Annotated in this window: 25 protein-coding genes; all 25 read left to right on the top strand. The window is 35.4% G+C overall.

Going from position 1 to position 11635, the window contains the following annotated elements; translation table 11 throughout:
- A partial coding sequence (locus HALSAC_RS16815; RefSeq protein WP_084804351.1) for an EF-Tu C-terminal domain-related protein occupies window positions 1-91 on the top strand: 91 nt, incomplete at its 5' end.
- 109 nt (window positions 92-200) lie between these two features.
- The gene (gene rpsJ, locus HALSAC_RS0106195) at window positions 201-518 is read left to right on the top strand and encodes a 30S ribosomal protein S10 (RefSeq protein ID WP_027339541.1); all 318 of its coding nucleotides are present in this window, start codon (window positions 201-203) and stop codon (window positions 516-518) included.
- A 32-nt stretch (window positions 519-550) separates the two neighbouring features.
- Complete coding sequence (gene rplC / locus HALSAC_RS0106190; RefSeq protein ID WP_027339540.1) at window positions 551-1174, top strand: 50S ribosomal protein L3; 624 nt, start codon at window positions 551-553, stop codon at window positions 1172-1174.
- Window positions 1175-1195: 21 nt separating this feature from the next.
- Window positions 1196-1822, top strand: coding sequence for a 50S ribosomal protein L4 (gene rplD, locus HALSAC_RS0106185; protein WP_027339539.1), 627 nt, complete (start codon window positions 1196-1198; stop codon window positions 1820-1822).
- A complete protein-coding gene (gene rplW / locus HALSAC_RS0106180) occupies window positions 1822-2112 on the top strand; it encodes a 50S ribosomal protein L23 (protein WP_027339538.1) in 291 nt (96 codons plus the stop codon). The genes rplD and rplW overlap by 1 nt, the downstream gene beginning before the upstream one ends.
- A gap of 25 nt (window positions 2113-2137) precedes the next feature.
- Complete coding sequence (rplB, locus tag HALSAC_RS0106175) at window positions 2138-2977, top strand: 50S ribosomal protein L2 (RefSeq protein WP_027339537.1); 840 nt, start codon at window positions 2138-2140, stop codon at window positions 2975-2977.
- Window positions 2978-2999: 22 nt separating this feature from the next.
- A complete protein-coding gene (rpsS, locus tag HALSAC_RS0106170; protein ID WP_027339536.1) occupies window positions 3000-3284 on the top strand; it encodes a 30S ribosomal protein S19 in 285 nt (94 codons plus the stop codon).
- A gap of 25 nt (window positions 3285-3309) precedes the next feature.
- Entirely contained in the window at window positions 3310-3651 is a 342-nt protein-coding gene (gene rplV, locus HALSAC_RS0106165) for a 50S ribosomal protein L22 (protein ID WP_027339535.1), read from the top strand.
- A 3-nt stretch (window positions 3652-3654) separates the two neighbouring features.
- Window positions 3655-4302, top strand: coding sequence for a 30S ribosomal protein S3 (gene rpsC / locus HALSAC_RS0106160; protein WP_027339534.1), 648 nt, complete (start codon window positions 3655-3657; stop codon window positions 4300-4302).
- A gap of 19 nt (window positions 4303-4321) precedes the next feature.
- Entirely contained in the window at window positions 4322-4756 is a 435-nt protein-coding gene (rplP, locus tag HALSAC_RS0106155) for a 50S ribosomal protein L16 (RefSeq protein ID WP_027339533.1), read from the top strand.
- Entirely contained in the window at window positions 4746-4949 is a 204-nt protein-coding gene (gene rpmC / locus HALSAC_RS0106150) for a 50S ribosomal protein L29 (protein WP_027339532.1), read from the top strand. The genes rplP and rpmC overlap by 11 nt, the downstream gene beginning before the upstream one ends.
- Before the next feature lie 17 nt (window positions 4950-4966).
- Complete coding sequence (gene rpsQ, locus HALSAC_RS0106145) at window positions 4967-5224, top strand: 30S ribosomal protein S17 (RefSeq protein WP_027339531.1); 258 nt, start codon at window positions 4967-4969, stop codon at window positions 5222-5224.
- Between the two features lie 25 nt (window positions 5225-5249).
- A complete protein-coding gene (gene rplN / locus HALSAC_RS0106140; RefSeq protein WP_027339530.1) occupies window positions 5250-5618 on the top strand; it encodes a 50S ribosomal protein L14 in 369 nt (122 codons plus the stop codon).
- Window positions 5619-5652: 34 nt separating this feature from the next.
- Window positions 5653-5979 carry a 50S ribosomal protein L24 gene (gene rplX, locus HALSAC_RS0106135; RefSeq protein WP_027339529.1) on the top strand — a complete coding sequence of 109 codons (327 nt, stop codon included), beginning with the start codon at window positions 5653-5655 and terminating at the stop codon, window positions 5977-5979.
- A gap of 28 nt (window positions 5980-6007) precedes the next feature.
- Entirely contained in the window at window positions 6008-6547 is a 540-nt protein-coding gene (gene rplE, locus HALSAC_RS0106130) for a 50S ribosomal protein L5 (RefSeq protein ID WP_027339528.1), read from the top strand.
- 16 nt (window positions 6548-6563) lie between these two features.
- The gene (locus HALSAC_RS0106125; RefSeq protein WP_027339527.1) at window positions 6564-6749 is read left to right on the top strand and encodes a type Z 30S ribosomal protein S14; all 186 of its coding nucleotides are present in this window, start codon (window positions 6564-6566) and stop codon (window positions 6747-6749) included.
- A 28-nt stretch (window positions 6750-6777) separates the two neighbouring features.
- Window positions 6778-7176: a 30S ribosomal protein S8 gene (gene rpsH / locus HALSAC_RS0106120; protein WP_027339526.1), complete on the top strand. Its 399-nt coding sequence runs from the start codon at window positions 6778-6780 to the stop codon at window positions 7174-7176.
- 27 nt (window positions 7177-7203) lie between these two features.
- A complete protein-coding gene (rplF, locus tag HALSAC_RS0106115) occupies window positions 7204-7734 on the top strand; it encodes a 50S ribosomal protein L6 (RefSeq protein ID WP_027339525.1) in 531 nt (176 codons plus the stop codon).
- 47 nt (window positions 7735-7781) lie between these two features.
- Complete coding sequence (gene rplR / locus HALSAC_RS0106110; RefSeq protein ID WP_027339524.1) at window positions 7782-8147, top strand: 50S ribosomal protein L18; 366 nt, start codon at window positions 7782-7784, stop codon at window positions 8145-8147.
- Window positions 8148-8178: 31 nt separating this feature from the next.
- On the top strand, window positions 8179-8682 hold the full coding sequence (gene rpsE, locus HALSAC_RS0106105; RefSeq protein ID WP_027339523.1) for a 30S ribosomal protein S5: 504 nt from the start codon (window positions 8179-8181) through the stop codon (window positions 8680-8682).
- Between the two features lie 43 nt (window positions 8683-8725).
- The gene (gene rplO, locus HALSAC_RS0106100; protein ID WP_027339522.1) at window positions 8726-9169 is read left to right on the top strand and encodes a 50S ribosomal protein L15; all 444 of its coding nucleotides are present in this window, start codon (window positions 8726-8728) and stop codon (window positions 9167-9169) included.
- Window positions 9170-9173: 4 nt separating this feature from the next.
- The gene (secY, locus tag HALSAC_RS0106095) at window positions 9174-10433 is read left to right on the top strand and encodes a preprotein translocase subunit SecY (protein ID WP_027339521.1); all 1260 of its coding nucleotides are present in this window, start codon (window positions 9174-9176) and stop codon (window positions 10431-10433) included.
- Between the two features lie 18 nt (window positions 10434-10451).
- Entirely contained in the window at window positions 10452-11093 is a 642-nt protein-coding gene (locus tag HALSAC_RS0106090; protein WP_027339520.1) for an adenylate kinase, read from the top strand.
- A 172-nt stretch (window positions 11094-11265) separates the two neighbouring features.
- Complete coding sequence (gene infA, locus HALSAC_RS0106085) at window positions 11266-11487, top strand: translation initiation factor IF-1 (RefSeq protein ID WP_018249335.1); 222 nt, start codon at window positions 11266-11268, stop codon at window positions 11485-11487.
- A gap of 26 nt (window positions 11488-11513) precedes the next feature.
- Window positions 11514-11627, top strand: a complete 114-nt coding sequence (gene rpmJ, locus HALSAC_RS0106080; protein ID WP_027339519.1) for a 50S ribosomal protein L36 — start codon at window positions 11514-11516, stop codon at window positions 11625-11627.
- The last annotated feature ends 8 nt before the right edge of the window (window positions 11628-11635 follow it).

Raw genomic sequence — 11635 nt, 5'->3', positions numbered from 1 at the left:
TCCAATCGCAATGGATGAAGGATTACGTTTTGCGATTAGAGAGGGTGGAAGAACTGTTGGTGCAGGTGTAGTTACTAAAATTGTTGAATAATTCAAATATTATTTAATAAATTAGAAATGCCTAGGAAAGAGAATGGGGAGTAAAGGTCCTCCTCATCTTTTTCTGTCTAATTCAAAAAGTTACTTGGAGGTGAAGTGTTATGGCTGAGCAAGCTAAAGGAAAAATCAGAATCAGACTAAAAGCCTATGAACATCAGCTTTTAGATAATTCAGCTACTAAGATTGTAGAAACTGCAAAGAAGACTGGAGCTGACGTTTCTGGACCAGTTCCATTGCCTACTAAAAAAGAGGTGTTTACTATTTTACGTTCGCCTCATGTTAATAGTAAGTCTAGAGAGCAATTTGAGATGAGAACTCATAAACGTTTAATTGATATTAAAGATCCAACGCCAAAGACTGTAGATTCTTTAATGAGGTTAGATCTACCTGCTGGTGTAGATATAGAGATTAAATTATAATAATAATCGTTGTTTAAGGAGGTGTAGATGAAATGAAGGGTATTTTAGGAAAGAAAGTTGGTATGACACAAATTTTTAATGAGAACGGAGAGATGATTCCGGTTACTGTAGTTGAAGCTGGTCCATGTGCTGTTGTTCAAAAGAAGACTGAAGAGATTGACGGTTACAATTCTATTCAGTTAGGTTTTGAAGATTTAAAGGAAAATAAAATTACTAAGCCTGTTAAAGGTCATTTCGAAAAATATGGAGTTAATCCGAAGAAATATATTGAGGAATTCCAAGTTGAAGGTTCTGAAACTTTAGAACCAGGAGATGAGGTTAAAGTAGATGTCTTTTCAGCAGGAGATGTGGTTGATGTAACTGGAGTTTCTAAAGGAAAAGGGTTTGCTGGAACAGTTAAGAGATGGAATTTCAATACTGGTCCTAAAACTCACGGATCTAGAAACTATAGAAGACCAGGATCTATTGGAGCAGGTTCTGATCCTGCTAGAGTATTTAAAGGTAAAAAGATGCCAGGACATATGGGTGCGGAAAAAGTTACTGTTCAGAATTTAGAAGTAGTTAAGGTTGATTCTGAAAAGAACCTATTGTTAGTTAAAGGAGCAATTCCTGGTCCTAAAAAAGGATTATTAACTATTAAGGCAGCTGTTAAATAGACTTAGGAAAGGGGGATAAAGATGCCAGAAATAACATTATATAATGCAGAAGGTCAAGAAACAGGTAATGTTAGTTTGAATGAAAATATTTTTGATGTAGAGGTTAATGAGCATGTTGTTCATGAAGTAGTTGTTGCTCAATTAGCTGCTAAACGTGTCGGAACTGCTAAGACTAAAACCAGAGGAGAAGTTAGTGGTGGTGGACGTAAGCCTTGGAGACAAAAGGGTACTGGTCGTGCAAGACATGGTAGTATTCGTTCTCCTCTTTGGGTAGGTGGTGGAACAACTTTTGGACCACAACCAAGAAAGTACAAGAAGAAAGTTCCAAAGAAAGTTAAGAAGCTGGCTATAAAGTCTGCATTAACTTCTAAGGTGGAAGAGAACAACTTAGTTGTATTAGATAATATAGATTTTGCTGAACCTAAGACTAAAAAGATGGTATCTCTTTTAGATAAATTTGGGGTAGCTAGTGAGAAAGTTTTGATTGTATTAGATGAAAGAAATGATAATGTTTATAAATCTGCTCGAAATCTTCAAGGGGTAAGGGTAGTGACACCTAATAGAGTAACCGTTTATGATCTTTTAAATAGCAAAAAAGTAATCATGACTAAAGAAGCGGTTTCTAAAGTTGAGGAGGTGTTGTCATAATGAAAGATCCTAGAGATATTATAATTGCACCTCATATTTCTGAGAGAAGTATGATAGATATGGAAAGTAATAATTTTTACACATTTAAAGTTGACTTAAGAGCTAATAAGACAGAGATAAAGAAAGCTGTTGAAGAGATTTTTGATGTTAAGGTTGATAAGGTAAATACTATGAGAGTGCCTGGTAAGAAGAGAAGGATGGGTTATCATCAAGGAAGAACACCTGAGTGGAAAAAAGCTAAGGTTAAATTAGTTGATGGTGATGTAATAGAAATATTTGAAGGAATGTAATTTTTAAGAAAAGGAGGGAAATAAGATGGCGATTAAAAAGTTTAAGCCAACTACACCGTCAAGAAGGTACATGACTGTGGCTTCTTTTGAAGAGATAACAACAGATAAACCAGAGAAGTCTTTATTAAAACCAATTAAGAAGACTGGTGGACGTAATGCAACTGGTAGAATTACTGTACGTCACCGTGGCGGTGGTCATAAAAGAATGTATAGAGTTATTGATTTTAAGCGTAATAAGGATGGTATTCCAGCTAAGGTGGCAACTATTGAATATGATCCAAATCGTTCAGCAAGAATTGCTTTATTAAATTATGTTGATGGTGAGAAAAGATATATTATAGCACCAAAAGGATTACAAGTAGGGGATGAAATCATTTCTGGATCTGAGGCAGATATCAAGCCAGGTAATGCTTTAGCATTAGAGAATATACCTGTTGGTACTATTATTCATAACATTGAGTTAAAGCCTCAAAAGGGAGCTCAACTAGTTAGATCTGCTGGTACTCAAGCTCAATTGATGGCTAAGGAAGGTAAGTATGCTCATGTTCAAATGCCTTCTGGAGAAGTAAGATTAATCAATGTTAAATGTAGAGCTACAATAGGTCAAGTTGGTAATATAGAGCATGAAAATATAACTATAGGTAAAGCGGGTAGAAGTCGTTGGTTAGGTCGTAGACCTAGCGTTCGTGGTACTGCTATGAACCCACATGACCATCCACATGGTGGTGGAGAAGGTAAGAAGGCAGCTGGTAGACAGCCTGTTACTCCATGGGGTCAAAAGACTATCGGTAAGAAAACTAGAAAGCCTAAAGCTTCTGATAAGATGATTGTTAGAAGTCGTCATGCTAAGAAGAGAAGAAAGTAATTTTTGAAAGGGGGGTATAAATTTGGGTCGTTCAGTGAAAAAAGGGCCATTTATAGATAAGAAGTTGTTAGCTAAGGTTGAAAAGATGAATGAGACTGATGATAAGAAAGTAATTAAGACCTGGTCAAGAAGTTCAACTATTTTCCCACAGATGATCGGGCATACAATTGCAGTTCATGATGGTAGAAAACATGTTCCTGTTTATATAACTGAAGATATGGTTGGACATAAGTTAGGAGAATTTGCTCCAACTAGGCTATTTAGAGGACATGGTGATAAAACAGAAAGATCAACAGCACTTAAATAAGCTTATGAGTAAAGGGGGTTAAAGGATGGAAGCTAAAGCCGTTGCCAAACGTATTCGAATTTCCCCAAGAAAAGCAAGGTTAGTAATTGACTTAGTAAGGGGTAAGGATATCGGTGAAGCCGTTGGTATTTTAAAAAATACACCTAATAAGGCTGCTAAAGTTATTGAGAAAGTACTACTTTCTGCAGTAGCTAATGCAGAGAATAATCATGATATGATTGCTGATGAGTTATATATATCAGAAGCATATATAGATGAAGGGCCAACGATGAAGAGATTTAAGCCAAGAGCTATGGGGCAAGCAAGTCCTATTAATAAAAGAACTAGTCACGTAACTATTAAGGTGGCAGAAAAAAAGGAGGGATAATGAATGGGTCAGAAGATAAATCCACACGGACTTAGGGTCGGAGTTGTAAAGGATTGGGATGCTAAATGGTATGCTGATAAAGAAGATTATGCAGATTTATTGCATGAAGATTTAGAAGTTAGAAATTATATTAAAGAGAATATGTCTGAGTCAGGTATTTCTCGTATTGTAATTGAAAGAGCAGCTAATAGAATTAAGGTTAACATTCATACTGCTAGACCGGGAATGGTAATTGGAAAAGGTGGTTCTGAGGTTAACAATCTAAGAGCTCAGTTAGAGAAAATGACTGGTAAGAAGGTACAGGTTAATGTTGTTGAGGTTAAGAAACCTGACCAAGATGCTCAATTAGTTGCTGAAAATATTGCAGAACAGTTAGTTAACAGGATTTCATTTAGAAGAGCAATGAAACAAGCTATTAAAAGAGCCATGAAATCAAGAGGTGTTGAAGGAATTAAAGTAGAATGTGCTGGTCGTTTAGGTGGTGCTGATATGGCAAGAACTGAAGGGTATAGTGAAGGAAGTGTGCCTTTGCATACACTACGTGCTGATATCGATTATGGATTTGCTGAAGCAGATACTACCTATGGTAAGATTGGTATAAAGACATGGATTTATAAAGGTGAAATTTTACCTGAAGTTAATGAAGGTTAATTAGAAAGGGGGCATTGAAATGTTAATTCCAAAGCGTGTTAAATATAGAAAGCAACATCGTGGACGGAGAAAAGGAAAGGCAATGAGAGGTAATAGAGTTACTTTTGGAGACTTTGGACTACAAGCTTTAGATGCTGCGTGGATTAACAACCGTCAGATCGAAGCTGCAAGAATTGCTATTACACGTCATATTAAACGTGGAGGTAAGGTTTGGATTAATATCTTCCCTGATAAACCTGTTACTGCAAAACCTGCCGAAACAAGAATGGGTAGTGGAAAAGGTGCTCCAGAACAGTGGGTTGCTGTAGTAAAGCCTGGTCGTGTAATGTTTGAGATTGGTGGAGTTGATGAGGAGCTTGCAAGGAGAGCTATGACATTAGCCTCTCATAAGTTACCTATAAGAACCAAATTTGTAAAACGGGAAGAAATGGATGGTGACACCGATGAAAGCTAAAGAATTAAATAATTTAACTAACGAAGAATTGGAGCAAAAGTTAGACGAGCTAAAAGATGAACTCTTTAATCTAAGATTTCAAAATGCTACAGCTCAACTTGATAATCCAATTAGAATTCGTAAAGTAAAGCGTTCAATTGCTCGGGTTAAGACTATTTTAAATGAGAGAGAGCTTGGTATTAATCAAGCCTAATTGAGAGGAGGGATAGGATGACTGAGCAGGCTAGTCAAAAAGAAAAGGTTGGAATTGTAGTTAGTGATAAAATGGATAAGACTGTTGTGGTAGCCGTTGAAAGAAAAACACAACATCCTTTATATAAACGTGTAATTACTAGAACTTCTAAGTTTAAAGCTCATGATGAAAATAATGAGTGTAAAGAGGGCGATAAGGTAAAAATCGTAGAGACACGTCCATTAAGTAAGCAGAAGAATTGGAAAATAAAAGAAATTATTAGGAAAGCTAAATAGTCTTAGACTGAAAGGAGGGGTTAGGATGATTCAAGCGGAATCTAGGTTGAAAGTAGCAGACAATTCAGGAGCAAGAGAATTATTATGCGTTAAGGTATTAGGTGGTTCTAGAAAAAGATATGCTTCTGTTGGTGAAGTAATTGTCGCTACAGTTAAAGAAGCTATCCCTGATGGTGTTGTAAAAAAAGGAGAAGTAGTTAAAGCTGTTGTTGTAAGAACTAAGAGACAAGTTAGAAGAAAAGATGGTTCTTATATTAGCTTTGATGAGAATGCAGCTGTAATAATAGATAAGAATGATCAGCCTAAAGGAACACGTATTTTTGGGCCAATTGCTAGAGAACTTAGAGAAAATAATTTCACTAGAATTATCTCTTTAGCACCTGAGGTACTTTAATTAGATTTCTGTAGTAGAAAGGAGGCATTAAATCGTGTCTAAACCTAAATTGCATGTAAAAAAGGGCGATAAGGTTCAAGTTAGATCTGGTAAGGATAGAGGGAAAGAAGGAGAAGTTATAAAAGTCTTTCCTGCAAAGAGCCGTGTAATCGTTGAAGGCGTTAATATTATAAAGAAACACGTAAGACCAACTCAAGATAATCCACAAGGTGGTATTGTTGAAAAAGAAGCTCCTATTCACAGTTCTAATGTAATGTTAATCTGTAATAGTTGTGGAGAAGCTTCTAGAACTGCTAAGAAAGTTTTAGAAGACGGTAAAAAGATTCGTTTTTGTAAAAAATGTGGAGAAGATGTAGAGTAAATTTGTTAGTTAGAAAGGAGGTCTATGAATGTCAACATTAAGAGAGACATATAAAAATGAAATTGTTTCTGCATTAACTGAAAAATTTAATTATGATAATGTAATGGAAGTTCCAAAGTTAGACAAGGTTGTTCTTAACATTGGTTTAGGTGATGCAGCAGAGAATGCAAAGTTATTAGATGAAGGTGTAGAAGTTCTACAAACAATAACTGGACAAAATCCAGTTATAACAAGAGCTAAAAAATCTATAGCAAACTTCAAGATAAGAGAAGGTATGCCTGTAGGTTGTAAAGTTACATTACGTGGAGAAGAGATGTATGAGTTCTTATATAAATTAATTAATGTTACTTTGCCACGTGTTCGTGACTTTAGAGGTGTTTCTAAAAAAGCTTTTGATGGACGAGGTAACTATTCATTAGGGATTAAAGATCATACAGTATTCCCTGAGATAAAGATTGACGATGTAGACAAGATTTTAGGAATGGATATCGTAATTGTAACATCAGCTCAAAGTGATGAAGAAGCTAAAGAGCTTCTAGCACTGATGAAGATGCCATTTAAAAAGTAATTAAGGAGGGAAGATAGTGGCTAAAACGGCTAAGGTAGAAAAATCAAAAAGAAAACCTAAGTATTCAAGTCGTGAAGAAAGAAGATGCCGTAAGTGCGGTAGGCCACATGGGGTAATTAGAAAGTTTGAATTGTGTCGAATCTGTTTTAGAGAATTGGCCCATGAAGGAAAATTACCTGGTGTTAAAAAAGCAAGTTGGTAAAGATTAATTTTGAAAGGAGGTATGAATTATGAGTATGACAGATCCTATTGCAGATATGTTAACTAGAGTTAGAAATGCTAACTCTGTTATTAAAAAAGATGTAAAAATTCCTGCTTCTAATATTAAAGAAGAAATTGCACGAGTTTTAAAGGAAGCTGGTTATATTAAAGGGTATGAGAGAGTTAAATCTGGACCTCAAGGTTATTTAAGATTGTTCTTAAAGTATGGAGATAATAATGAAAAAGTTATTACTGGTATTAAAAGAATTAGTAAACCTGGTCTAAGAGTTTATGCTAATAAAGAAGAAGTTCCTAAAGTATTAGGAGGTTTAGGAATTGCAATATTATCAACTTCTAATGGTGTGATGACAGATAAGTCTGCGCGAAAAGCGGGAATTGGTGGAGAGGTTATCTGTTACGTTTGGTAATTTTTAAGAAAAAAGGAGGTGTATTTGATGTCTAGAATTGGTCATGTTCCAATAGACATTCCTGAAAAGGTTCAAATAGATATAGATGGTAATGTAGTAAAGGTAAAAGGTCCAAAGGGAGAATTACAAGAGAAAGTTAGTCCAAGAATGGATATTACTATTGAAGATAATCAGCTTAAGGTGAATCGCCCTACTGATTCTAAACAAGATAGATCTATGCACGGTTTAACTCGTAGCCTGATAGTTAATATGGTTGAAGGTGTAACTGAAGGTTTCCAAAAAGTTTTAGAATTAAATGGTGTAGGTTATCGTGCTACATTAAAAGGTAAAAACTTAGAATTACAAGTAGGTTATTCTCACCCTGTTCTAATAGAGCCTGAAGGTGATATTCAATTCTCAGTAGATAAGAATAAGATTATCGTTAAAGGGATTAACAAACAATTAGTAGGTCAAGTAGCTGCTAATATTAGAGAGGTTAGAAAACCTGAACCATACAAAGGCAAAGGTATTAAGTATGTTGATGAGCATATTAGACGTAAAGAAGGTAAGACTGGTTAATAAATAAAGTTCCTTAATATGCAACTGGATAAAAAGGAGGGAAAAGAATGGGCAAGTTAAGCAAGAGGGAAGCTCGTGCAAGAAGGCGTAAAAGAGTTCGTAATAAAGTAACTGGAACTCCAAGTAGACCAAGATTAAGTGTTTACAGAAGTTTAAATAACATTTACGCTCAAGTTATTGATGATTTCTCTGGAGAAACTCTAGCATCAGCATCAACTGTTGATAAAGAGATAAAAGGTGAAATCGCCAATGGTGGTAATATAGATGCTGCTAAAGTTGTTGGTAAATATGTAGCTGAGCGAGCTTTAGATGAAGGTGTTAAAACTGTTGTATTTGATCGAGGTGGAAATGACTACCACGGTAGAATTAAAGCTTTAGCTGAAGCTGCAAGAGAAGGCGGATTGAAATTTTAAATAAAATCAAATAAAAAAAGGAGGGAAAAGGATGAGTAAGCTTATTGATGCTAGCAAATTAGATTTAGAGGAAAGAGTTGTTAATATCAACCGTGTAACTAAGGTAGTTAAAGGTGGACGCAGATTCAGCTTTAGTGCATTAGTAGTTGTTGGTGACGGTAATGGTCATGTAGGAGCAGCTATTGGAAAAGCAAACGAAGTTCCAGATTCTATTCATAAAGCTATCGATGCTGCTAAGAAGAATTTAGTTAAGATTCCTCTGAAAGAAACAACTATTCCTCATGAGATCACTGGTATTTTTGGTGCGGGTCGTGTTCTTTTAAAGCCAGCTTCTGAGGGTACTGGAGTAATCGCTGGTGGTCCAGTACGTGCGGTTGTTGAATTAGCAGGAATTAAAGATATTTTAACTAAGTCTTTAGGTTCTAATAATCCTATTAATATGGTAAAAGCAACTATTGAAGGTTTAGATAGTTTGAAAGAAGCTGAAGAAGTTGCTAAATTAAGAGGTAAAACTGTTGAGGAATTACTAGGGTAATTTTAATTAAGTTAGTTGTTATAATCAAGGAGGTGAAAGTATTATGAAATTACATGATTTAAAACCTGCAAAAGGTTCTAAAAAAGGTCGAAAAAGATTAGGTAGAGGAATTGGTTCTGGAAAAGGTAAAACTTCTGGAAAAGGGCATAAAGGTCAAAATGCTCGTTCTGGTGGTGGTGTAAGACCTACTTTTGAAGGTGGTCAAACTCCTTTGTTTAGAAGACTTCCTAAAAGAGGATTTAGCAATGCAAGATTTAAAAAAGAGTATGCAGTTGTTAATATAGAAGATCTTAATCGTTTTGAAGATAATACAGTCGTATCTATCGAAGAACTAAAGGCAGCAGGTTTAATTGATAAAGTTAAAGATGGAGTTAAGATCCTTGGGGATGGTAACTTAGATAAAGCTTTAACAGTTAAATCAAATAAGTTCAGCAAATCTGCAGTTGAGAAGATTGAAGCTGCTGGAGGAAAGGTAGAGGTGATATAATAAAATGTTATCAGCTCTGAGTAATGCGTTTAAAGTTGAAGAGCTTAGAAATAAGATATTCTTTGTTTTAGGTATGATTGCTATTTATCGTATGGGGGCACATATTCCTGTCCCTGGTATTGATGCACAAGCTTTAAGAGAACTTTTTGCTGGTGAAGGTGTATTAGGATTTTTAGATATGTTTGCTGGTGGTGCTCTAGAGAATTTCGCTATCTTTGCGCTGAGTATCAGTCCTTACATAACTGCTTCGATTATTATGCAGTTGCTGACCGTTGCTGTTCCTAAATTAGAAGAATTAGCTAAACAAGGTCCAGAAGGACAGAAAATAATAACTCGTTATACAAGATATGCTACAGTCTTATTAGGAGCTATTCAAGGTGCTGGAATCACGTTAATGATTAGTAATTTAGGAGCTATTAGAAATCCTAGTTTCTTGAACTTATCTGTTATTGTTATAACATTGACTGCGGGAACTGTATTTTTAATGTGGTTAGGAGAGCAGATAACAGAGAAGGGAATTGGAAATGGAATTTCAATACTGATCTTTGTTTCAATTATCTCTAGGTTGCCTGGAGCTACTGTGCAGACTTTTAATCAATTGATGGTTGGTGCTCTTAATATATTTAATATATTAGCCTTTGTTGTAGTTGCAGTAATAGTTGTTGGGTTGATTGTTTATATTGAAGAAGGAAAGAGGAAGATACCAGTTAGATACTCTAAGCGTGTTGTTGGTCGTAAGGTTTATGGTGGTCAATCTACTCATATACCAATGAAGGTCAATCAAGCAGGGGTAATGCCAGTAATTTTTGCTTCTTCTGTACTTTTATTCCCGGCTACTATCGCTCAATTTATTCAAAGAGATTGGGCACAAGCGATTGCTAGAATATTATCGCCAAATGCTCCATTATATATATTCTTATTTGCAGTTTTGATTATCTTTTTCACCTACTTTTATACAGCTATTCAATTCAATCCAATAGATGTAGCAGATAATATGAAAAAGTATGGAGGTTTTGTTCCAGGACGTAGACCTGGACGACCAACTGCTGAATATCTGGATAGGATATTAACTAGAATTACATTAGCTGGAGCAGTCTTCTTAGCCGCAGTTGCTATTGTACCAGAGTTTGTTATAGGTCTTACAGGTCTTCAAGTAAGATTTGGTGGAACTGCGCTTTTGATTGCAGTAGGAGTAGCATTGCAGACAATGCAACAAATAGAGACTCAACTGTTATCAAGACACTATGAAGGCTTTATGAAGTAGGTTTAGGGAGTGATATAAATGAATTTAGTTTTATTAGGTCCCCCAGGAGCTGGTAAAGGGACTCAAGCTAGTCGTTTAGAAGAAAGTTATGAACTTATTCATATTTCAACAGGAGATATTTTTCGCAAAGCTATCAAAGAAGAGACTCCTTTAGGTAAAGAAGCAAAGGGATATATGGATGAGGGAAGGTTAGTTCCAGATGAGGTTACAATTGGTATGGTTAGAGAAAGGCTTGCTCAAGAAGATTGTCAAAATGGCTTTGTTTTAGATGGCTTTCCTCGTACAGTAAAGCAAGCAGATGCTTTGATGGAGATATTAGAAGATCTAGATTTTAAATTAGATGGAGTAATAAATATTGATGTAAGTGATAAAGAACTTATTGAGCGTTTATCTGGAAGAAGGATTTGTAAGTCTTGTGGAGCTACTTTCCATGTGAAGTTTAATGCTTCTCAAGAAGAAGGGGTATGTGATGAGTGTGGAGGAGATTTATACCAACGTGATGATGATACTCCTGAAACTATTAAAGAAAGATTAAGTGTTTATTCTAAGCAGACGGAACCTTTGATTGATTATTATAAGCAGAGGAATCTCTTAAAAACAATCGATGGTGAACAAGGTTTAGATGAAGTATTTAATGAAATTAAATCTGCTTTGGAATAGTAAGTAGAGTACTTCTATCTTTTAAATTCCGTCAGGCGAAGTTAGTTGGCCCTAGGTAGGGCCAATTTGACGGATGTATATTCTTTGAATAAAATATTTATTTTGTGATATAATGTAATATTAGGACCTTTAAGAAAAAATAGAATTCTTAAGAGGGGGTTAAAGATAATCAATGGCAAAAGAAGAAGCTATTGAAGTTGAGGGTACGGTGATAGAGCCATTACCCAATGCTAAATTTAGAGTTGAGTTGGAGAACGGTCATAAAGTTTTGGCCCATGTTTCTGGGAAAATGAGAATGAATTTTATTAGAATTTTACCAGGAGATAAAGTAACGGTAGAGTTGTCACCTTATGATTTAAGTCGTGGCCGAATTACCTATCGTCATAAATCTTAAATTAAGTTAGTATAAGGAGGGTTAGAATGAAAGTTCGACCATCAGTAAAACCTATTTGCGATAAGTGTAAAGTAATCCGTCGTAAAGGAAGAGTTTATGTAATTTGTGAAAACCCTAAGCATAAACAACGTCAAGGTTAGTCTAAAGA

Source organism: Halonatronum saccharophilum DSM 13868 (genome assembly GCF_000517025.1).
Lineage (GTDB): Bacteria > Bacillota > Halanaerobiia > Halobacteroidales > Halobacteroidaceae > Halonatronum > Halonatronum saccharophilum.
This window is presented reverse-complemented; position numbering and strand designations above follow the sequence as displayed.